This window comes from Citrobacter sp. LJND-P06 (assembly GCF_058188415.1).
On record NZ_CP187317.1, the window covers coordinates 906,047 to 928,379 of the forward strand.

Consider the following 22,333-nt stretch of genomic DNA (forward strand, 5'->3'; position numbering starts at 1 on the left):
TGTAGGTACTGCCATGACCAGCCGTTTTATGCTGATTTTCGCCGCCATTAGCGGCTTCATTTTTGTTGCTCTGGGCGCCTTTGGGGCGCATGTCCTGAGCAAGACCCTTGGCGTGGTTGAAATGGGGTGGATCCAGACCGGCCTTGAATATCAGGCATTTCACACGCTGGCGATTTTTGGTCTTGCTGTTGCTATGCAGCGACGCATCAGTATCTGGTTTTACTGGAGCAGCGTTTTTCTGGCTTTAGGCACGGTGCTGTTTAGCGGCAGCCTCTATTGCCTGGCGCTGTCCCATTTACGCCTGTGGGCGTTTGTTACTCCTGTCGGCGGCGTGAGTTTCCTGGCAGGTTGGGTGCTGATGTTAATTGGCGCCATCCGTTTGAAACGTAAGAGCGTTAGTCATGAATAAGGTTGTGTTGTTGTGCCGCCCGGGGTTTGAAAAAGAGTGTGCCGCAGAGATCACGGATAAAGCAACTCGTCGGGAAGTGTTTGGTTTCGCTCGCGTAAAAGATAATGCGGGTTACGTCATCTTTGAGTGCTACCAGCAGGGTGATGCTGAAAAGTTAGTGAAAGAGCTACCGTTCAGTTCGCTGATTTTTGCCCGCCAAATGTTTGTCGTCGGCGAGTTGCTGCAATATCTTCCGCCGGAAGACCGTATTACACCCATTGTCGGTATGTTGCAGGGCGTCGTGGAGAAAGGCGGCGACCTGCGTGTCGAAGTGGCTGATACCAACGAAAGCAAAGAGCTGGTCAAGTTTTGCCGCAAATTTACCGTGCCGCTGCGCGCGGCGCTGCGCGAAGCCGGCGTACTGGCAAAACATGAAACGCCAAAACGTCCGGTAGTCCATGTTTTCTTTATCGCACCGGGCTGTTGTTACACCGGCTATTCCTGGCCTGATAATAACTCACCGTTTTACATGGGCATTCCGCGCCTGAAGTTCCCGGCTGATGCGCCGAGTCGTTCAACGCTGAAGCTGGAAGAAGCGCTGCATGTCTTTATTCCGGAAGATGAATGGGATGAGCGTCTGGCAAACGGGATGTATGCGGTGGATTTAGGTGCCTGTCCTGGCGGTTGGACTTATCAACTGGTGAAACGCAACATGTGGGTTTACTCCGTTGATAATGGCCCGATGGCGCAAAGCCTGATGGATACCGGGCAGGTGACTTGGCTGCGTGAAGACGGATTTAAGTACCGCCCGAATCGCAACAACATCTCGTGGATGGTCTGCGATATGGTGGAGAAGCCTGCAAAAGTAGCTGCGTTGATGGCGCAGTGGCTGGTCAATGGCTGGTGCCGTGAGACTATTTTCAACCTCAAGCTGCCGATGAAAAAGCGCTACGAAGAGGTGTCGCAGAACCTGGCGTATATTCAGGCCCAGCTTGATGAACACCACATTAATGCACAGATTCAGGCGCGTCAGCTTTATCATGACCGTGAAGAAGTGACGGTGCATGTACGTCGCCTGTGGGCTGCCGTCGGCGGTCGTCGCGACGAGCGATAACATACTGAGGCCGGGTGAGCTATCCGGCCTCTACCTGTCTTGTGTCCGACACTATATGCGTCACATCATCCAGATGCCCAATCTGCGCCTCTCCCGAGCGATTAAATTTACTCTTATCGATCAGCAATAACGATTGCGATGCACGCCTGAGCAACGTTGATTTGAAATCCGCATTGAACGTGCTGGAATCCCACAATATGCCGCGGTTATCGATCCCTTCGCAGGAGAAAATAAACAGGTCAATGTCGAGGGGTTTTAGCTGCGAGAGCAGCGACGGATTGACATAGCAGCCGTGTTTGCGTTGTAGCGTGCCGCCAGAACTGATGAGCTGGATCTGCTCGCGCTTTCCCAGTTCAAGGCAAATTGGGTGGCTGTTGGTGAACACCTGTAGGTTTATATCCGGTAGCTGGCGGGCGAGATGCCAGCATGTCGAGCTGGCGTCCAGGGCGATCACCATGCCTTCTTCTATCCAGGTCAGCGCTTCGCGGGCAATATCCGCTTTGTGTGCGTAGTGACTTTTTCGTCGAAGATGAAAGGGGGCGCCGCCGTCCGGGTTTTCCCGATGAATCACGGTGGCGCGTCCGTGATGACGTCGTACTTTTCCCTGCGATTGCAGCGCGTTCAGATCGCGTCGAATGGTTTCCTGACTGACGTTAAGCCGTGCCGCCAGCGTCTCAGTGGTCAGACTCTGGTGATGCATGAGCAGGTCTACAATCGCGTGCTGGCGTGTCGTCTTCATTTTTCTCACTCCATCATTCGTGTACACCTGCCTGGGAATGAGATTACGGCGTAACGCCTTTCTTTAAAAGAATATTGCCGTATTTTGCCCGTTCACCGGTTATCACGATTGCAAAGGCTTTTTGCGCCCGTTCGTAGAATGCAAAGCGGTCGATACGGGAAATGTCAGGGCATACGCCTTGCAATGAGAGCGCATCGCGATAGCGGGACTCTACCTCCGGGTCGAGCGAATCCCCCTCAACGGCGGCCATCATCACCAACGGCGGGGCGTAGCTGTCCAGTTCAAACAGTGGAATGATTGCCCTGAGCAGGTCGCTGACCATCAGGCCGTCGGCACGGATAACCTGCGGCCCCAGGCTGTGAGCCGGGAAATGGGCGTCAGAAAAGATAATTTCATCGCCATGGCCCATTTGTGCCATGACTTTCAGTAGTTCAGGGGAAATTAACGGCGAAATTGTTTTCAGCATTTCACACTTCCTCAATGCGTTCGGATTCGGTTTGCGGATAAAAATAACGATATTGATAACGCACCTGCGCTCTGGCCTGTTCCGGGCTGGCAAATTCACCGACGCCGAACCAGGCGAACATCGCCGCGCCGGCTACGGTAGTTTCTGCGTCATCCAATACTTTGATTGGAATGCCAAGCGTGTCGGCTTTAATTTGATTCCACAGCGCGTTACGGCTGCCACCGCCGACCAGCAGCAACTCTGTCGCACTGAACTGACCGATCTTTTCCAGCGTCTGCAGGTTTTGCCTGAGTTGAGCCGTTAATGACTCGAGCGCGGCACGGTACAAGTGGCCCCTGGTGCTGGTGAGCGTGACGCCCTGCCATCCGGCCTGGGCGTTGGTCAGCAGATCGCTGTGCATTTTCACGCCGTCGGCGCCTGCGGGAATGGCGCGCGCTTCATCAATCAGCGTTTGCCAGGGCGTTTCTGGGCTCCACAATAGTTTGCGTACCCACTCCAGCACCCCGGACGCCAGCCACTGCATACCCGGATTCGTGAGGCCTCGCTGGCTGTCCAGTTCAGCGGTAGAGCCGGGATACTGACTTAACAACGGGGTATCTACCCGGGAACTGCGTACCATCAGAATTTCCCATGTCCCGGATGACAACACGGGCTCATCCTGCTGGGCACCCGCGCCAAACAAGGCAAATTGTGTGTCGTGCCCGGCAGAGATAACCGGAATACCTGCCGGTAATCCCAGTTGACGAGCAATGTCGGATTGCAGCGTGCCGATTTTCTCTCCCGCTTCGACTAACCGTGGAAACAGACGGCGTGGCAAACCGGCGGCCTGTAGGATCTCCGGGCTGAAATCGCGCTGATGGATATCCAGTAACTGGCTGGTTCCTGCCATGGTGATGTCGGTGGTGAACTCACCGGTCAAACGATGGTTAATTAAGGATGAAATAAACAGCCAGGCATGAGCCTGTTCAGGCAGGTGAGGATGATTCTCCTTGAGCCACACGAGTTTATACAATGTGTTGAAGCTGAATGCGCCGACCCCGGAAATTTCCTGCAACCGCTGTGGCGTCATCATTCGGCTGATGTTATTCATCACTGCGGCAGTGCGCGGGCATTTCCAACTGATGATCGGATAAAGTAGCTTGCCGTGTTCGTCGACCAGCGCGCCATCGACACCAAACGTGGTGACCGTAATGCCGCGAATCTGGCATGTCGAGAGCTGCGCAGAGAGCGTTTGGCAGCAATCGGCAAAGCGTTGCAAAATGGCCTCCAGCGACCACTGATGCCAGGCGGTATTTTCCGTGGCGAGTTCGCTGGCATTAGGGGTTGCGGCCCGGGCGACAATGTTTCCCTGGCGGTCGACGGCGATGGCCCTTACGTTGGTTGCGCCGCAGTCGAGAACCAGAATAACCTCTTGCTTCATAAAAACTCCTGGAACTTTGCCGGATGGCATTGCGCTTATCCGGCCTACAAAATCACTAAAAAATGCGTTGTTGTAGGCCCGGCAAGCGTGCGCCACCGGGCAAAGAAATTAGAGAGCGGGACGCATCAACGTTTGTACAGCGGGCCGTAGTTCTCGCAGGCGCGGTAATCCTGACCTTCGATGTCCATCCCGTGCGCTGACCAGGAAGAGGGACGATAGATCTTCGCCGCTTCCACGTTGTGCATGCAGACTGGAATGCGCAGCATCGCGGCGAGGGTAATGAAATCAGCCCCGACGTGTCCAATGGTCAGCACGCCGTGGTTGGCTCCCCAGTTTGCCATCACGGAGTAGACGTCGGTGAAGGGGCCTTGTCCCGTCAGACGTGGGGCGAACCAGGTTGTTGGCCAACTGGAGTCGGTACGTTTGTCGAGGGTGTCATGAACCTCTTTCGGCAGTTCGACGCTCCAGCCTTCGGCGATTTGCAGTACCGGGCCCAGACCTTTGATGATGTTGACGCGCGTCATGGTGAACGGCACGCCGCCTTCAGTCAGGAAGCGCGAAGAGTAGCCGCCGCCACGGAAATATTCGTGGATCGCCGGGCACCATTCGGTTGCGGCCAGACAATCATCCGCCTCTTTAGGGCTGATATCCCAGTGAGGTTTCATGGTCGGTTTGCCTTCGTTATCGCGCTGTTTGCACGTGCCGTCGAGGGCGGCAGACCCTGAGTTGATCAGGTGGATGATGCCGTGTTCCGCCAGCCCGGTCAGCGGTTGTCCCGTCACGCGCTCTACGGCTTCCGGCGACCAGTAGGTGCGCACATCGGCGAACACTTGTGCCGTGCCGGTGAGCTGATGCCCGAACAGCATCGCCACACCATTCAGACTGTCGTTTTCGGTCGCCACGACAAAAGGTTCGCGTATGCCGTTCCAGTCAAAGGAGCTGTTCAGCAGTGCTTCGGCCGTATCGCCATTTGGGTATTGATCGGTCCAGTGACGCTGTCCCTGGAAGCCCGCAGCAATAGCGTTGTAGCCCAATGATTCTTCTACGCGACCGATTTCCGCCAGTTTACTGTTACCCTGCATCATGTCGCGAATACACATTGCCATTAGCAGGCTTTCGCGCAGGATCTCCCGGTTTTGTTCGGCGTTACGCTGATATTGCTGAGCGTTTTTATCTTCGCCGTAGCGGAAGTGCTGATCGGCCCAGGCCAGCGCCATTTCCAGCTCGGTTTCGTCATAAATTTTATGATCGATGCGGCGGCGCAGTTCGGTCATGTCGACAGACTGCACTTTCATACCCAGCCAGGATTCGAAGAAATTGTGGTCGACGATAGAACCGGCGATGCCCATCGAAACCCCGCCCAGCGAGAGATAGCTTTTGCCTTTCATCGTGGCGACTGCTAAACCCGCTCTGGTGAAGCGCAGCAGTTTTTCTTCAACGTCGGCCGGAATAGAGGTGTCATTGGCGTCCTGTACGTCCTGACCGTAAATGGAAAACGCAGGGAGTCCTTTTTGACTGTGGGCGGCCAGCGCAGCGGCCAGATACACAGCCCCCGGGCGTTCCGTACCGTTGAATCCCCAAATGGCTTTTGGTCGTGTCGGATCCATGTCGATGGTTTCACTGCCGTAGCACCAGCATGGCGTGACGGTAATGGTTAAGCCCACATTTTGACTGCTGAATTTCTCTTCACAGGCTGCAGATTCTGCCATACCCGCAATACAGGTATCCGAAATGACACACTCAACGGGGGTGCCGCAGGCGTGGCGGAGCTTCTCGGTAAGAAGGGCCGCGGTGGCCTTCGCCATATTCATGGTCTGCGTTTCCAGCGATTCACGCACGCCCATGCGGCGTCCATCAATGACCGGGCGAATACCAATTTTCGGTAGGCTGATTTTCTTCATTCGTGGTTCCTCATCTCACTTTATGGCGCTCTGCTCCGGTGACGTTTGGACCCCACCTCAGCAGTCGGCTGAATAGCTGATTTTGCTAACTCGAGTTAGCTTAGGTATTGTGGCGTTTTTTACACAACTTCTTTATTGTGGATATGTGAGAGGCTTCACGAGAAGTGGTTAAAATTCGATCTCTGTCAAATAAATAATTGTGGCCTAATGAACTTAATTTATTGATAATCAGGTGGTTATAATAAAATGCTTGTTCGGCGTCACAATTTCAAATCAAATGATTTGGTTATTTCGGGCGGCTAAAATAGCTTTAAAAGGCAATCGCTAACTCGAGTTAGCAAAAACAAGATGTGTTGACTGGACGTATTCGCATTAACGGTGACGAGGGTTCCCTGGCATGTTCTTCGCCTGATTCACTGACTGCCATTTCTGATGATTGAGGAAAGCAGCAATGTCCGAAACATTTTTACAAATGAGTCATATTACTAAACGATTCCCCGGTGTATTGGCGTTGAGTAATGTGGATTTTAGTTTACGCAGAGGCGAAGTTCATGCGCTATTAGGTGAGAATGGTGCGGGAAAATCGACGCTGATGAAAATCTTATCAGGTGTTTATCAACCTGATGAAGGTAATATTGTTTTTGAAGATCAACCCGTTTCATTTTCCAGCCCGCTAAGTGCGCAGCAGGCTGGAATTACGATTATTCACCAGGAATTTAATCTTTTCCCTGAATTAACAGTTGAAGAAAATATATTTATTGGCAGGGAGTTTTGCAAAAATAACAGCTGGCGCCTGGACGAAAAACAACAGCGACAGGCTGCGACGGAAATTTTGCAAAAATTAAACCTGAATATTTCACCGGACACTCTGGTTGCCGACCTTACCGTTGCACAGCAGCAAATGGTCGAAATTGCGAAAGCTATCTCGGTGAATGCCAAAATCCTTATTATGGATGAGCCAACGGCGGCACTGACGGAAACAGAAATAGAAAGTTTATTTCAGGTGACGCGCTTGCTTAAATCACAGGGGACGGGAATTGTCTACATTTCGCATCGACTGGAGGAGCTGGCGCTGATTGCCGATCGCGCCACCGTGATGCGTGATGGGCAATACATTGATACCGTCGACTATGACGCGGTCAATATCAGTGACCTGATAGCCATGATGGTTGGACGCGATCTGGGGAACATCTATCCGCGTCGTGAGGCGAAGGCTCGCCAGGCGCCGGTGCTGGAAGTCAGCGGCCTGACGCGAAAAGGCGTCCTGAACAATATCGATTTTACGCTTTATCGTGGTGAGATTTTAGGGTTTGCCGGTCTGATGGGCGCCGGGCGTACGGAACTGGCCAGAGCTATTTTTGGTGCAGACCCGATTGATGCCGGAACCATCAAACTCAACGGTAACGTGACGGTAATTAAAGATATCCCTGATGCGATCAAACAGGGGATTAGCTATTTAACCGAAGACCGGAAAAAAGAAGGTCTGGCGTTAGGCTTGTCCGTTGAACGCAATATCATGCTGGGAAATTATCCTGAATATTCCGATCGCTATGGCAACGTGGACAGCAAACGCTGCCAGACAACGAGCCAGGAACAGGTTAGCGCGCTAAGAATTAAGACCCCGCATCTGGAACAAGCGGCCTTGAATTTAAGTGGTGGTAATCAGCAGAAAATCATTATTGCGCGTTGGGTGTGTAAGGATACCGATATTCTCATCTTTGATGAGCCTACCCGAGGAATTGATGTCGGTGCGAAACTGGAAATTTATGAATTAATGAATCGCCTTGTGGCAAAAGGGAAGTCAATTATTATGATTTCCTCTGAATTACCGGAAGTACTGGGTATGTGCGATCGCATTTTAGTGATGCGTAATGGACGTATTACCGGGGAGTTAACTTCTGATGACGCCACACAAGAAAAAATCATGCAATATGCGACGTTAGAGGATTAAATTATGACCATCTCTGTAACCTCTTCAGACAGCAATAATAAGAAGATAAAAATTAATAAAGAACTCTTGATGCGCCTTGCGCCACTTTTTAGCCTGATTATTTTAGTGGTGTTTTTCAGTTTCAGTTCACCTTTTTTCTTTAATACCGAAAACATTATGACGATTGCTCTGCAAACGTCGGTGATCGGGATTATGGCGATTGGCGTCACCTTTGTGATTATTACTGCCGGGATCGATCTCTCTCTGGGATCGGTAGTGGCCTTTTCCGGCGTCGCCGTCGGGATTTGCGCCAGTTTCGGTATGCCGTTGCCCGTCTGCATTCTGGCAGGGGTACTGGCGGGAGGGCTGTGCGGTTACGCTAATGCGCTGCTGGTCACGAAAGCAACCATCCCCCCGTTTATTGCCACGCTGGGTCTGATGATGTCTATCAGGGGGATCAATATGGTCATGACCGATGGTCGCGCCATTTACTTTGCTGACTACCCCTCATTCAAAATGCTGGCGCAGGGACGGTTATTCGACGTGCTTCCTTATCCGGTGTTTTACCTCGTCATCGTGGCGCTGGTGGCCAGCTACATCCTGAAGAAAACCGTTATTGGTCGCTATGTGTACGCCGTCGGCAGCAATGAAGTGGCGGCTCACCTTTCCGGGATCAAAGTCCAGCGCGTCAAGGTTTTCGTCTACGCCTTCTGCGGCCTGCTGACCGGGATCGCGGGCGTCATCCTGGCATCGCGTCTGAACTCAGGACAGCCGACGGTCGGCGTGGGTTATGAGCTGGAAGCTATCGCGGCAGTCGTCATTGGTGGCACGAGCCTGATGGGTGGCATTGGCACCATTGGCGGCACGATTATTGGCGCATTCATTATGAGTGTGCTGAAAAATGGCCTGAATCTGATGGGAGTTTCGCAGTTCTGGCAAATGGTAGCGATGGGTATCGTGGTGATCGCTGCCGTCTATCTCGACACATTACGCAAAAAGATTCGTTGATTTACGCTCCCGGAAGTCACGGGGAACAATGACCCTGACGTTAAGGGTGACTCACTTAAAACGGAGTACCACAATGAAAACCAGGCATTTTGTCTATGCGTTATCTCTGCTGGCTTGCATGACATCCAGCGCGTTGGCTAAAGATTTGAATCTTCCTGTCGTCAGTAAAGGTTTCCAGCATGAATTCTGGCAAACCGTGAAAATGGGGACAGAAGCAGCGGCTAAAGAGCTGGGCGATAAAACCAGCTATGTTGGCCCTGCGGATGAAACCCAGATTGCTGAGCAAATCCAGTTGGTTGAAAACGCGATGGCGAAAAAACCGAACGGATTGCTGCTGGCGGCGTTAGACGCCAATGCCCTTGCTCCGCTGGTGGAAACCGCCAATTCACGCGGGATCAAGGTGGTAACGTTTGATTCTGGCGTCAATTCCGATATCCCGGTCAGTTTTGTGGCGACAAACAACCGTAAAGCGGGTGCCGAAGCTGCCGATGCGCTGGCTGCACAGGTCAATAATAAAGGGAAAGTCGGCATTATTGCTCACGTGGCGGGCACCTCTTCAGCGATTGAGCGTTCGGAAGGATTTGTCGCCCGCATGAAGGAAAAATATCCTGATATCCAGGTGCTGCCGGTTCAGTACAGTGATGGCGACCCGCAAAAGGCGATGGATAAAACCATTGATATGATTCAGGCGAACCCGGATCTGGCGGGGATCTACGGCACCAATGAAGGATCGACGCTGGGCGTCGCGAACGCAATTGATAGCCAGAACCTGAAAGGCAAAGTTAAGGTCATTGGTTTTGACAGCACTGAGGCCATTATTAATTTCCTGAACTCAGGCGTCATTCAGGGCTTCGTCGTCCAGGATGCTTTCCAGATTGGCTACCAGGGGATCAAAACGCTGAACGCCTCGCTGTCTGGTCAAACTGTACCGAAAGAAATCGATATTCCGGTGAAATTCGTTAATGCGCAGAACATTAATACGCCGGAAATTGAGAAGTTATTACACCCATTTGGTAAGAAATAAACCCGTGGGGGCGACCATTTCGCCCCCCTTTTAAGCCAGCGTCAGGGAGTCATTATGCGTAGTGGATATTTCCTCGGTGTGGATGTCGGTTCGGCAAGCGTAAGGGCGGGGGTATTTGATGCCAGCGGAACGCGACTGTCTTTTGCCACACTCCCTATTTCTCAATTTCGACCTGGTGGGGAGCGGGTGGAGCAATCTTCTGCTGAAATCTGGCAGCAGGTTTGTCTGGTAGTCAAAGGGGCGGTAGCCAGTGCGGGTATTCCTGTCAGTGCGATTCGCTCGTTAGGCTTCGATGCTACGTGTTCTCTGGTTGCGCTGGATGAGCAGGGAAAAGGGCTGGCGGTTTCGCCTGAAGGCGTAGCCGATCACGACATTATTATGTGGATGGATCACCGTGCGATCGCAGAGGCTGAGCGCATTAATGCCACCCGGGATCCTGCACTGCGTTACGTTGGCGGCGAAGTTAGCGTTGAAATGGAACTGCCCAAGGTGCTGTGGTTGAAAAACCATTTTCCAGAAACCTGGCAGCAGGCGCATCGCTTTTTCGACCTGGCCGATTTCCTGGTGTGGAAAGCCACCGGCAATGATGTTGCCGGGCTGTGCACGCTGACCTGCAAATGGAACTACTTAGCGCACGAACAGCGTTTTAGTGATTCCCTGCTGGGGGCTGTCGGGTTAACCGACTTGCTCAGTAAAATTCCTCGGCAGATCCTCCCGCCTGGTGCCGCCGCCGGAACGCTGAGTCCTGACGCCGCACAGGCCTTAGGCTTGACGACAGACGTTGTGGTGGCCAGCGGAATGATTGATGCCCATGCTGGCGGCGTTGCGCTCGCCGGGGCACAGCCTGCGGGGACGCTGGCGCTGATCAGCGGAACGTCAAACTGTCACATGTTATGCAGCGAGCAGGAGATCCACACGGCGGGTGTGTGGGGGCCTTACTGGTCGGCGATGCTGCCGGGCTACTGGCTGACGGAAGGTGGGCAAAGTGCCGCGGGGGCGTTGGTTGACTGGACGCTACAGGAATCCGGAGCCAGTGCGGCGTTGTTTAGCAAGGCTGAACAGCGGGGATGCCATCCGGTTGAATTGGTCAATGAATGGGTGGCGGCGCTGGAAGAGAATGAACATGAACCGACTCGCTATCTGCATGTGCTGGCCGATCATCACGGTAACCGTTCACCACGTGCGCGTCCGGATGCCAGAGGAAGCGTTTGCGGCCTGACACTGGAGCGAGGAGAATCTCAGGTGGCGCGGTTGTACCTTGCCACGCTACAGGCTATCGCCTGTGGTACGCGACATATTATGGATGCCATGCGCGAAAGCGGGCATACGATTTCCCGGCTGACATTATGCGGCGGCGCAACGCACAATCCGCTGTGGCTGCGTGAATATGCGGATGCCACGGGCTGCGACATCCATCTTATGCAAGAGGAAGATGCGGTAACGCTGGGGGCGGCGATTACCGGGGCGGTGGCAAGCGGTAGCTGGCCAGATTTCTCATCTGCATGTCAGGAGATGGTAGCGGCAGGTGAGGTGATTAAGGCAAATCCTGCGAGGCAGGACTTCTTTGAACGCAAGTATCAGGCTTACCTCGCGCTCTGGGAGCAGCAGCAGTTACTTAACCGACTGATGCAGTAAGACAAATGTTCAAAATACTTTTATGATTGGGCATAGGTGTTTGGAAGTGTACTGAGGCACATAAATGGCTAAAACAGTAGAGCAGATAGCCAGTGATCTGGATTTATCGGTGACAACCGTAAGACTGGTGCTAAATGGAAAAGCTGAACAGTATAGGATCAGCGTCAAAACACAAACGCGCATCAATGAGTATGTAGAACGATATGGTTATGTGATTAATCATTCGGCCCGGAGTCTGAAACTTAATAAGACGGACACGTTGGGTTTGATCGTGCCCAATATTTCTAACGTCTTTTTTGCAACGCTTGCTGAAAAACTTGAACAGCGCTGCCGTCGTTCGGGTTATCAATTAACGATCAGTTGTACTTATGATGATGTTGATTACGAAAATAAATTAACGAAAGCGTTAATTGCCAGGAATGTTGACGGCCTTTTTATTGTGCCTTCGACATTAGAGAACCAACAGCATCATTTACGTCAGGTCAGAAAGCCAATGGTATTACTTGACCGTGACTTTAAATATACGGATAACGCGCTGGTCGAAAGTCACAATATCGCTGGCGGTGAAAAATTGACGCAAAGCATACTGGATGCCGGTAAATCGCCGGTATGGCTTATCGTCGGCGATGCCGTATTGCCCAGTATTAGCGACCGTATTACCGGTTATCTTAACGCACTGGAAAAAAACGGCATTTACCATCGGGAATGGGTTCGCGAAGGCCCGGTTAATACACCTGAAGGTGGCTATCTGATTATGGAGCGGTTGATCGGTGAGCGGGGCTGCCCGCAGGCGTTTATCGCCTCATCATTACCGGTACTGGAAGGCGCAGTCAGCGCTATTCGCGATCGCTTCGGCGTGGTTCCACCGGAGATCAACATTGGCACATTCGATGAACACCCCATGCTGGGGTTCCTGTCCAATAATGTATGGTCAATGCAACAGGATGAAAATGCCTGGGCCGAAAAAGCATTCGATATGATGTTGAGTGCTATTGAGGAACGACCCATTAAAGAGACGGTAAAAGTTGAGATGAAACTTATCAAGCGCGTACGACAAAAATAATACGCGACAGCAATATAAATAAAACAGCCATATGAATCAGAATATAAGTATTCAGTGGCTGCCCTTATCTGAAACCTGACCCGTCTTCATTTGCGGTTGTTTCTTTTCGCGATAAAGACGAGGGGAACTGTACCCGGAGAATAAAGATGGAAAGATCGCGTTTATCTCGTGAAATAATTGAAACCTGTCTTGAAATGACTCGTCTTGGTTTAAATCAAGGCACCGCAGGTAACGTGAGCGCTCGCTATGAACAAGGTATGTTAATTACGCCTAGCGGAATTCCTTATGAGCGCCTCACTGAAAATATGATCGTGTATGTCGATAACGATGGGAAATATGAAGAAGGGCAGTTACCTTCCAGCGAATGGCGTTTTCATCTGGCGGCTTATCAGACGCGCCCTGATGCAAATGCCGTGGTACACAATCACGCCATTCATTGTACCGCTGTCTCGATCCTCAACCGTCCTATCCCGGCGATCCACTACATGATTGCCGCCGCAGGGGGAAACACGATTCCTTGCGCTCCGTACGCCACATTTGGCACGCAGGCCCTGTCCGAATTCGTCGTAACGGCGTTAAAAGATCGTAAAGCAACGCTGTTACAACATCACGGGCTCATCGCCTGTGAAGTTAATCTGGAAAAGGCCCTGTGGCTGGCACATGAAGTGGAAGTGTTGGCACAGCTTTACCTCAGTACGCTGGCGATTACCGATCCCGTACCGGTGTTGGATGATGAAGAAATTGCCGTAGTACTGGAGAAATTTAAAACCTACGGGTTACGTATTGAAGAGTAATTTCGCAAGGCGAAAAGGAGACGGATATGGCTAACAGAATGATTCTGAATGAAACGGCATGGTTTGGCCGTGGGGCGGTAGAGGCGTTAACCGGCGAGGTCACACGCCGTGGTTACCTTAAGGCACTGATTGTGACCGATGAAACGCTGGTGCAGTGCGGCGTGGTCGCGAAAGTCACCGATAAGATGGATGCAGCAGGGTTGGCCTGGGAGATTTACTCCGGCGTGATCCCAAATCCGACTATCGGTGTCGTCAAAGAGGGGCTGAGCGTATTCCAGCAAAGCGGGGCGGATTATCTCATCGCGGTCGGCGGTGGTTCTCCACAGGATACCTGCAAGGCAATCGGTATTATCAGCAACAACCCGGAATTTGCCGACGTGTGCAGCCTGGAAGGCTTGTCACCGACGCGCCACCCGAGCGTGCCGATTATGGCAATCCCCACCACGGCGGGGACTGCGGCCGAAGTCACCATTAACTACGTGATCACTGATGAAGAAAAGCGGCGCAAGTTTGTCTGCGTGGATCCGCATGATATTCCTCAGGTCGCGTTTATTGATGCCGACATGATGGACGGTATGCCTGCCGCGCTCAAAGCGGCAACCGGCGTTGATGCGCTGACGCACGCCATTGAGGGGTATATTACGCGTGCCGCCTGGGCTCTGACCGATGCGCTGCATATCAAAGCGATTGAAATTATTGCTGGCGCGCTGCGGGGTTCCGTTGCCGGAGATCGTGACGCAGGAGAGTCCATGGCGCTGGGGCAGTATGTTGCCGGCATGGGTTTTTCCAATGTCGGGCTGGGACTGGTGCATGGGATGGCGCATCCGCTCGGCGCGTTTTATAACACGCCTCATGGTGTCGCCAATGCGATTCTGCTCCCCCATATCATGCGCTATAACGCAGAATTTACCGGGGAAAAATTCCGTGACATTGCCAGAGTCATGGGGGTAAACGTAGAACGTCTGAGCCTGGAAGAGGCACGCAATGCGGCGGTTGATGCTGTCTTTGCCCTCAACCGTGATGTCGGTATCCCATTGCATCTGCGCGATGTCGGCGTGCTTAAAGAGGATATTCCAGCGCTGGCGCAGGCTGCGTTTGACGATATTTGCACCGGCGGTAACCCGCGGGAAGCGACGCTTTCTGAAATCGTCGAGCTGTACCATACCGCCTGGTAATTGGGCGGGGTAAAAATGGCCGGATGGCGCTGCGCATATCCGGCTTACCGTGTGAGTGATATTGTTGGCCGGATACGGTGTTTGCATCGCTATCCGGTCGCAAAATTACCGGGGCAGCCGAAGCTGCTGTAAATTTCCGTCGAGATGTAAATCCGTTTGCAGACGGGCAATGTCACGGCATAAAAACGCCATCTCTTTATGCGCTTCAAGTTTTTTCCGCCACTTTTCCGGCACTTCGTCTAACTGCGCATAGATCCCTTCCAGCGTCTGGAACTGAACCAACAGTTGCGTGGCGCTTTTCGGGCCTATCCCGGCAACACCGGGCACTTTCGAACTGCTGATTCCCGCCAGCCCCCAGTAATCGGGGAGTTGCTGAGGAAGTACGCCAAACTCTTTTTCAATAAAGGGGGCATCCAGCCAACGTTTTTGGAAATAATCGCGAATGCGCAGTGCAGGAGAAAGTAGCTGACAGTAGCCTTTGTCGGTCGAGACGATGGTAGCCTGGTGTCCGGCCTGGGTGACTTTTACGGCCAGGGTTGCCGCTAAATCATCGGCTTCATTCCCGTCTGAAACCCAACAGGCCACCCCATGCTGTTCAAAGGCGGCGCGTAAAGCGGGCATTTCGCGATGCAGGTCGTCGGGCATCGGCGGGCGACCCGCTTTGTAATCCGGGAGTCGCTGGTGGCGCCAGCTATCGTTGCGTGCTTCGTCATCAAACACGGCGACAGCGTGTGTTGGCTGGCTGTGCATGATTAATTGATCGAGCGCGCGCTGACAGGTTTCGACGCAGGGAGATCCCTGAACCGCATGAATACGGCGAATCAAATTAAGTGCATCGACAATGAGCAGATGGACGGCCACGGCGTTCTCCCTGATAGATCATGCGCTAAGGGTAACATTCACGGCAAAGTCAGGCTATTCACAGCGGTGAAAATGGGAAAGGGCTTCGCAAAACGAAGCCCTTTGGGGAGATTAATCGCAGGTGACAATCTTCATGGCCAGACCACCACGAGAGGTTTCGCGGTATTTGGCGTTCATGTCTTTACCGGTTTCGTACATGGTTTCGATAACTTTATCGAGACACACGCGCGGCTCGCTGGTGCGACGCAGCGCCATGCGAGCGGCATTGACTGCTTTCACAGAGGCAATTGCGTTACGCTCGATGCAAGGAACCTGTACCTGACCGGCAACCGGGTCGCAGGTCAGACCGAGGTTGTGTTCCATGCCGATTTCTGCGGCAATGCACACCTGAGTCGGGCTACCGCCCAGTAACTCGGCTAAGCCTGCGGCGGCCATGGAGCACGCCACGCCAACCTCACCCTGACAACCGACTTCCGCACCGGAAATAGAGGCGTTCATCTTGTACAGAGAGCCAATTGCGCTGGCGACCAGCATGTAGCGTGCCAGTGAGTTAGCGTTTACTTCGCGAATAAACTTGTCGTAGTACGCCAGCACTGCCGGAACAATACCGCAGGCCCCGTTGGTCGGTGCCGTGACCACGCGTCCACCGGCGGCGTTTTCTTCGTTAACCGCCAGCGCGAACATATTGATCCAGTCAACGACCGCCATCGGATCGGTGGTGGTTTTATCGCTGCTGACCAGCATACGGCGAAGCGCTGCCGCACGACGCGGAACGCGCAGTTTACCCGGCAGTACGCCTTCGGTGGTGATACCGCGCTCAATACCGCCGCGCATCACTTCCCAGACGTTGGCAAAGTGCTGTTCCAGCTCTTCTTTGCTGTGCAGCGCCAGCTCGTTTTGCATCATCAGACCGGAAAGCGACAATCCCGTTTCCTGACAATGTTTTTGCAGATCGGCTGCCGATTTATACGGATACGGCACGTTTACCGGCGCACTGTTCGGCAAACCAAAATGTTCTTCATCAACGATGAAACCACCGCCAATGGAATAGTAGGTCTGGCTGTAAATGGCCTTTTCGCCCGCCAGTGCCGTAATACGCATCCCGTTCTCATGGAGAGACAGGTTGTCGGCATGAAAATTCATGCACTTGTCTACCGGGAATTCGACTTCATGCTGACCATTTGCCAGCAGCAAGCGCCCGTGAGTATTCACATCCTGAATAAAGGCGGGAATAGAATCGATGTCGACGGTGTCCGGCAGATTTCCCGCCAGGCCCATAATAATGGCGATGTCGGTGTGGTGACCTTTCCCCGTCAAAGACAGTGAGCCATAAACATCAACGACGACGCGGGTGACATCAGTGAGTAAGTTGCGTGCAATCAGGTCATCCGTGAATTGTTTGCCTGCTTTCATTGGTCCGACGGTGTGAGAACTGGAAGGGCCAATGCCGATTTTGAAGATATCGAATACGCTAATCATAAGGCATCCATTGCGGTTGTGTCGGAAAGAGGCGCCGCCCGCAAGCGGCGCTTAAGAACTTAGCTGAACAGAGAGTAGAAAATCGCAGAGATAGCAATCAGACCCATCACGACAACGAATACGTTGCTGATGTGGCCGCTGTACTTACGCATTGCAGGTACTTTCTGGATAGCATACATCGGCATCAGGAACAGAATCATCGCGATGATTGGGCCGCCCAGGGTTTCAATCATGCCCAGGATGCTTGGGTTCAGGGTTGCCACGATCCAGGTGGTCACCAGCATGAACAGCGCCGTGATTTTGTTCAGTTTGTTGATTTCGATGGTTTTACCTTTACCACGCAGTGACTTGATAACCATCCCGTTAAAGCCTTCACGTGCGCCCAGATAGTGGCCAAGGAAGGATTTGGTGATAGCAATCATCGCAATGATCGGCGCCATCCATTCGATAAACGAGACGTTAAAGTGGTTTGCCAGGTAAGACAGAATTGAGATGTTCTGTGCTTTGGCGGCCGCCAGATCTGCTGGGGTCAGGCTCAGTACGCAACTGAAGACGAAGAACATGACCGTCAGCACCATCATCACGTGTGCGCACGCCAGGATTTTGGAGCACTTCTTCTCGGCTTCCTGACCGTACTCTTCACGTTTTGCAACCGCGAAGGAGGAGATGATCGGGGAGTGGTTGAAGGAGAAAACCATCACCGGAATCGCCAGCCACAGGGTCATCCACAGACCTTTACCGGTCGTAGCAGCGGAATCAAAGGAAAGTGTTTCCAGCGCCGCGCCGCTCCACTGAGGGATCAGGTACAGTGCCAGCAACATCAGGGCTGCAACGAACGGGAATACCAGAATACTCATCGCCTTCACGATCATCTGCTCGCCAAAACGAACGATGGTCATCATACCGACGATCAGGATCAGCGACAGAATCGCACGCGGCGGTGCTGACATCTGCAACTGGTGAGTCATGAAGCTTTCAACAGTGTTGGTGATTGCCACGCTGTAGACCAACAGAATCGGGTAGATGGCGAAGAAGTAGAGCAGGGTAATCAGTTTACCTGCGCCAACGCCGAAGTGTTCTTCAACCACTTCAGTGATGTCTTCGCCCGGGTTTTTACCGGACAGCACGAAGCGAGTCAGGCCACGGTGAGCAAAGAAGGTCATCGGGAAGGCGAGGATCGCCATGATGATCAGCGGGATCATGCCGCCAACGCCGGCGTTAATAGGCAGGAACAGAACGCCTGCGCCGATTGCTGTGCCGTACAGACCCAGCATCCACATGGTGTCTGTCTTGCGCCATCCGCTGCGGGTCTGGCCCGTAACGACAGTGCTGGTTTGGGTGGTTTCCATCTATTTCTCCTGGAGGAATTTAAATGTCAGTTTTTTGGACTTAGCCAATAAAAAAGAAGCCTGACCGTAAAATGAAATTCGTTAAGCGACGATTTTTATATAATTTTTCGCCGTAATTATTTGAGGGCGGAAAGATACATTTAAGTTATGAATGTATCAGTGATCGCGATCTCAAATGCCATAATCCACCTTTTATGTGGGTAAATTTGGACCATTAATCTGTCAAAAAATCATCAAAGCGGATTTATGGGCGCGAAGGCTACCATTAACGAGATATGTCCAGAAAGAGCAGGCCGCGAGATACCCATGTTTGGCTATAAATTGTTCTGTTTTTGGTGGATTCTTGCGACTAATGGCGATTTTTTGTGATAAATCACGGTTTCCTTTGCAAGGTAAACGTTTGCGTTTTTCGGGGTTTTAGTAGAAATATAAGCGGAGTTAACGAATGGGGGATTTGCTATGTGACTGGTATCACTAAAAAATCTGACTCTCCGGGCGAAGAGTGAGGCCCGACAGTTGGCGCTGTCGGGCATGAGAATTACCTGCAAATTTCGTAGCAGGGGATATAGGCGGAGCCAGGCAACTTCATACGGTGTTGCGCGACAAAGCCCTGTAGCAGGTCATCCATACGGCGCATCATCTCGCGATCGCCGTGGATTTTATACGGGCCAAACTCCTCGATGGCACGAATGCCGACTTCTTTAACGTTACCCGCAACGATCCCGGAGAAGGCGCGGCGCAGGTCTGCCGCCAGGATCTCAACCGGTTGATCGGGATACAGTTTCAGGTTCGACATGTTTTCATGCGATGGCTCGAACGGCAGTTGCAGATCCGGCGCAATACGAATAGACCAGTTGAAGCTATATGCGTCACCGGTATCGCGACGGTTCTCTTTGACCAGCGGCATCGCTTTTTTCATCAGTCGCGCCACTTCTGCCGCGTCATCAACGATGATGCGATAATGACGTCGCGCGTCTTCGCCCAGCGTATGCACCACAAACTCATCAAGCACGCGGAAGTAGTCCGCGCTCTCTTTGGGGCCGGTAAGGATCAGCGGCAGAACCTGATCTTTATTCGCCGGGTTCATCAATATTCCCAGCAGATACAACAACTCTTCCGCCGTGCCGACGCCGCCTGGGAAGATGATAATACCGTGGGCGATACGAACAAACGCCTCCAGCCGTTTTTCAATATCGGGCATGATGACCAATTCATTGACCAGCGGGTTAGGCGGTTCTGCCGCAATGATGGACGGCTCCGTCATACCGATAAAACGGCTGTCTTTATAGCGCTGCTGCGCGTGGCCTACTGCGGCGCCTTTCATGGGGGCTTCCATCGCGCCCGGCCCACAGCCGGTACAGATGTTCAGCTCACGCAGACCTAGCTGTGTGCCAACGCGACGCGCGTACAGGTACTCATTTTCGTTAATGGAGTGACCGCCCCAGCACACCACCATATTCGGCGCTTCCCCGACGTGCAGTGCACGGGCGTTACGCAGAATGGAGAACACGAGGTTGGTGATATGAACGGAACTGTCGAGGTTCAGATGTCGAAAACGCCCTGCGTTATGAATTTGACCGTTAACAAAAAGAATGTCGCGCAGCACGGCAAACAGGTTGGCCTGCAGGGCACGGATAATACGGCCGTCAACAAAAGCGTCTTCAGGTGGGTTGATCAATTCCAACTTCACGCCACGCTCGCGACGGAGCACGTTGATGTCGAAATTTTCAAAACGAGACAGCAGCTCTTTGCTGTTGTCGGTCAAACTGCCGGAGTTCAGTACAGCAAGAGAACAGTTACGAAACAGTTGATAAAGGTCGCTGCTGGCGGTGCGTTTAAGCATATCGACTTCCAGCTGCGACAACATGTCCATTGAGCCAAGCGGGCTAATATGTGTAATCAAGTAAACTCCTTATGGGACGCAACACGCCATTCCCTAATGATTACAATAGCGCTGGCTTATGACCTTTCACAACCTTGCGCGCGGAATCCGGCACGCAAAATTGAGAAAAAAGATTACTGACGAACCAGTCTTCCGATGGCAGGCACGAAATCGGTATTGGTACGCCAGGGGTTAATATCCAGGCCGCCGCGTCGCGTGTAGCGCGCGTAGACACTCAGTTTCTCCGGCTGGCAGAAGCGCAAAATGTCATTGAAAATTCGCTCCACACACTGTTCGTGGAACTCATTGTGATGGCGGAAAGAGACCAGATAACGTAGCAATTTTTCACGATCTATTTTTCGACCGCGATACTGAATTTGTATGGAGCCCCAGTCTGGCTGGTGAGTGATCAGGCAGTTAGATTTCAACAAATGGCTGACCAGCGTCTCTTCTACCACTTTCTCGCCGCTGACGGCATTTTCCAGATAGTCGGTGCTGAACTGATAGTTATCAATCGCGATATCCTGGTCGTCGATGCAGCTACCGTGGAAATGGGCGATGGGGAGCCCTTCCAGTTCATCAAGCCGGTACAGCGCAACGCTGATATCGCCCTGGGCGCAGGCGCGCAGATCGTTTTCCAGCGTTTGACGGACATCCTCCCAACGCTCAAAGCGTGTCTGGTTAAAGCTGTTCAGGTAGAGCTTAAAGCTTTTTGATTCAATCAGATTGAGGCTGGTGTAATCCAGCTCGACATGACCCACAGCGACTTGCGGTAGCCCTTTTGCATTCAGCCACGACAGTTCATACAACGTCCAGATATCCGCACCGTGAAAAGGCAGATTATCGGCTTTTAAATCCAGCGGATCGCGATTCAGGCTGCGCGGGACGCCCTGCAACAAACTTGCGTCGTAAATATCCCGATAATCAGTTGATTTACCGAGAGTCAGGCCGTCAAGCGCCTGATGGTTTTCATAAGAAGACATGTTTCACCGTCATAAACCAGATACACTATGCGTCAAGTGTATCCTGCTTTTGTTAAGAGAGAAATCGGTGGACGAACAGACATCACAGGCCCTGAAGGCCTTTACAACTCGCTATTGTGACGCCTGGCATGAAAAACACAGCAGTTGGCCGCTGAGCGAAGAACTGTACGGCGTTCCTTCACCCTGTGTGATTTCTTCAACCGGTGAGGCCGTGTACTGGCAGCCGCAACCTTTTGAAGGAGAGGCGAATGTAAACGCGGTTGAACGGGCTTTTGATATTGTGATACAACCCGCAATTCATTCGTTTTATACCACCCAGTTTGCCGGGGATATGCACGCGCAGTTTGCCGGGCAGACATTGACGCTGTTGCAAACCTGGAGTGCAGATGATTTCAGACGCGTTCAGGAAAACCTGATCGGCCATCTGGTCACGCAGAAACGTCTCAAGATATCGCCGACGCTGTTTATTGCCACCCTGGAAAATGAACTCGAGGTCATTTCGGTGTGCAATCTGTCTGGCGAAGTGTGCAAAGAGACGCTGGGCACGCGTAATCGCAGCGTGCTGGCCGCCTCCCTTGTGGAATTTCTCGCTCAGCTTAAGCCTCTTCTGTAATCCCTGTTGCCTCTTCCTTTGTGAGAGATCTCTTACAAACCCTGTAAGAGATCGCCAGGATATAAGTAAAGGTTCAACCCATCACTAATGTATTAAATCGGTGATAATCAATTAGTTATCGATAAAACGCTCACTTTCAAATGAAAATATCCTTAAGCTATTACCTGTAAGTGCCTTGTAAGACATGACGAAACAGGCGATTCTATGTCTGTCGACAAGGAGTCGCACACCGAAGTGAACATCAGGATGATGACACTTCAGCAGGACACACCAGGACGGTGTAGCAAGGAAAGGCTTCAGGATGAAGTGAAGAGGACGGCGCAGGATGCGTTAAAGGACACCTCCAGGACGGAGAACGAGAACCGGTCAGGATGTTCGGTGGGTCAGGATGGCCAGGAAACTTCAGGGTGAAGTTGATCGCACTGGGGTGGTGTGAAGCAGGATGCTAGCGTTCAGGACGAACAGGTCGCAAGACCACAGGAAAAGTTGTCATGGATGAGCAGGGAGCA

At 52.4% G+C, this 22,333-nt stretch carries 19 protein-coding genes; 10 read left to right on the forward strand and 9 right to left on the reverse strand.

What is annotated here, in order from left to right; genetic code table 11:
* The first annotated feature begins 13 nt into the window (after window positions 1–13).
* Together ACO7SM_RS04330 and rlmM are read left to right on the forward strand one after the other, a co-directional pair.
* Window positions 14–409, forward strand: a complete 396-nt coding sequence (locus ACO7SM_RS04330) for a DUF423 domain-containing protein (protein WP_192613313.1) — start codon at window positions 14–16, stop codon at window positions 407–409.
* On the forward strand, window positions 402–1,502 hold the full coding sequence (gene rlmM / locus ACO7SM_RS04335) for a 23S rRNA (cytidine(2498)-2'-O)-methyltransferase RlmM (protein WP_490469840.1): 1,101 nt from the start codon (window positions 402–404) through the stop codon (window positions 1,500–1,502). Before ACO7SM_RS04330 ends, rlmM begins: the two co-directional genes overlap by 8 nt.
* Window positions 1,503–1,521: 19 nt before the next feature.
* On the opposite strand, the gene fucR is transcribed toward rlmM, so the two are convergent.
* The 4 genes from fucR to fucI all read right to left on the reverse strand — a co-directional run bounded on the left by fucR (window position 1,522) and on the right by fucI (window position 6,028).
* Window positions 1,522–2,241, reverse strand: coding sequence for an L-fucose operon activator (fucR, locus tag ACO7SM_RS04340; protein ID WP_490469841.1), 720 nt, complete (start codon window positions 2,239–2,241; stop codon window positions 1,522–1,524).
* A gap of 43 nt (window positions 2,242–2,284) precedes the next feature.
* Complete coding sequence (fucU, locus tag ACO7SM_RS04345; RefSeq protein ID WP_192613310.1) at window positions 2,285–2,707, reverse strand: L-fucose mutarotase; 423 nt, start codon at window positions 2,705–2,707, stop codon at window positions 2,285–2,287.
* 1 nt (window position 2,708) lies between these two features.
* Window positions 2,709–4,127, reverse strand: coding sequence for an L-fuculokinase (gene fucK, locus ACO7SM_RS04350; RefSeq protein WP_490469842.1), 1,419 nt, complete (start codon window positions 4,125–4,127; stop codon window positions 2,709–2,711).
* A 125-nt stretch (window positions 4,128–4,252) separates the two neighbouring features.
* Window positions 4,253–6,028, reverse strand: coding sequence for an L-fucose isomerase (gene fucI / locus ACO7SM_RS04355; RefSeq protein WP_490469843.1), 1,776 nt, complete (start codon window positions 6,026–6,028; stop codon window positions 4,253–4,255).
* A gap of 451 nt (window positions 6,029–6,479) precedes the next feature.
* On the opposite strand from fucI, the gene ACO7SM_RS04360 reads away from it, so the two are divergent.
* The 7 genes from ACO7SM_RS04360 to fucO all read left to right on the forward strand — a co-directional run bounded on the left by ACO7SM_RS04360 (window position 6,480) and on the right by fucO (window position 14,657).
* On the forward strand, window positions 6,480–7,979 hold the full coding sequence (locus ACO7SM_RS04360; protein WP_490469844.1) for a sugar ABC transporter ATP-binding protein: 1,500 nt from the start codon (window positions 6,480–6,482) through the stop codon (window positions 7,977–7,979).
* Window positions 7,980–7,982: 3 nt separating this feature from the next.
* Window positions 7,983–8,966, forward strand: coding sequence for an ABC transporter permease (locus ACO7SM_RS04365; protein WP_203360161.1), 984 nt, complete (start codon window positions 7,983–7,985; stop codon window positions 8,964–8,966).
* A 73-nt stretch (window positions 8,967–9,039) separates the two neighbouring features.
* On the forward strand, window positions 9,040–9,990 hold the full coding sequence (locus ACO7SM_RS04370) for an ABC transporter substrate-binding protein (protein ID WP_490469845.1): 951 nt from the start codon (window positions 9,040–9,042) through the stop codon (window positions 9,988–9,990).
* 54 nt (window positions 9,991–10,044) lie between these two features.
* A complete protein-coding gene (locus ACO7SM_RS04375) occupies window positions 10,045–11,625 on the forward strand; it encodes an FGGY-family carbohydrate kinase (protein ID WP_490469846.1) in 1,581 nt (526 codons plus the stop codon).
* 64 nt (window positions 11,626–11,689) lie between these two features.
* Window positions 11,690–12,688 (forward strand): LacI family DNA-binding transcriptional regulator, encoded by a 999-nt coding sequence (locus tag ACO7SM_RS04380; protein WP_490469847.1) that lies wholly within the window; start codon window positions 11,690–11,692, stop codon window positions 12,686–12,688.
* A gap of 146 nt (window positions 12,689–12,834) precedes the next feature.
* Window positions 12,835–13,482, forward strand: coding sequence for an L-fuculose-phosphate aldolase (gene fucA, locus ACO7SM_RS04385; RefSeq protein WP_490469848.1), 648 nt, complete (start codon window positions 12,835–12,837; stop codon window positions 13,480–13,482).
* Window positions 13,483–13,508: 26 nt separating this feature from the next.
* A complete protein-coding gene (fucO, locus tag ACO7SM_RS04390; RefSeq protein ID WP_490469849.1) occupies window positions 13,509–14,657 on the forward strand; it encodes a lactaldehyde reductase in 1,149 nt (382 codons plus the stop codon).
* A gap of 105 nt (window positions 14,658–14,762) precedes the next feature.
* On the opposite strand, the gene xni is transcribed toward fucO, so the two are convergent.
* From xni to queF, 5 genes are all read right to left on the reverse strand, one after another.
* Window positions 14,763–15,518 carry a flap endonuclease Xni gene (gene xni, locus ACO7SM_RS04395; protein ID WP_490469850.1) on the reverse strand — a complete coding sequence of 252 codons (756 nt, stop codon included), beginning with the start codon at window positions 15,516–15,518 and terminating at the stop codon, window positions 14,763–14,765.
* Window positions 15,519–15,629: 111 nt separating this feature from the next.
* On the reverse strand, window positions 15,630–16,997 hold the full coding sequence (gene sdaB / locus ACO7SM_RS04400) for an L-serine ammonia-lyase II (protein WP_490469851.1): 1,368 nt from the start codon (window positions 16,995–16,997) through the stop codon (window positions 15,630–15,632).
* Between the two features lie 59 nt (window positions 16,998–17,056).
* Window positions 17,057–18,346, reverse strand: a complete 1,290-nt coding sequence (locus ACO7SM_RS04405; RefSeq protein WP_490469852.1) for an HAAAP family serine/threonine permease — start codon at window positions 18,344–18,346, stop codon at window positions 17,057–17,059.
* 538 nt (window positions 18,347–18,884) lie between these two features.
* Entirely contained in the window at window positions 18,885–20,249 is a 1,365-nt protein-coding gene (gene ppnN / locus ACO7SM_RS04410) for a nucleotide 5'-monophosphate nucleosidase PpnN (RefSeq protein WP_490469853.1), read from the reverse strand.
* Between the two features lie 113 nt (window positions 20,250–20,362).
* On the reverse strand, window positions 20,363–21,211 hold the full coding sequence (queF, locus tag ACO7SM_RS04415) for an NADPH-dependent 7-cyano-7-deazaguanine reductase QueF (protein WP_490469854.1): 849 nt from the start codon (window positions 21,209–21,211) through the stop codon (window positions 20,363–20,365).
* Between the two features lie 67 nt (window positions 21,212–21,278).
* On the opposite strand from queF, the gene syd reads away from it, so the two are divergent.
* The gene (gene syd / locus ACO7SM_RS04420; RefSeq protein ID WP_490469855.1) at window positions 21,279–21,824 is read left to right on the forward strand and encodes a SecY-interacting protein; all 546 of its coding nucleotides are present in this window, start codon (window positions 21,279–21,281) and stop codon (window positions 21,822–21,824) included.
* The last annotated feature ends 509 nt before the right edge of the window (window positions 21,825–22,333 follow it).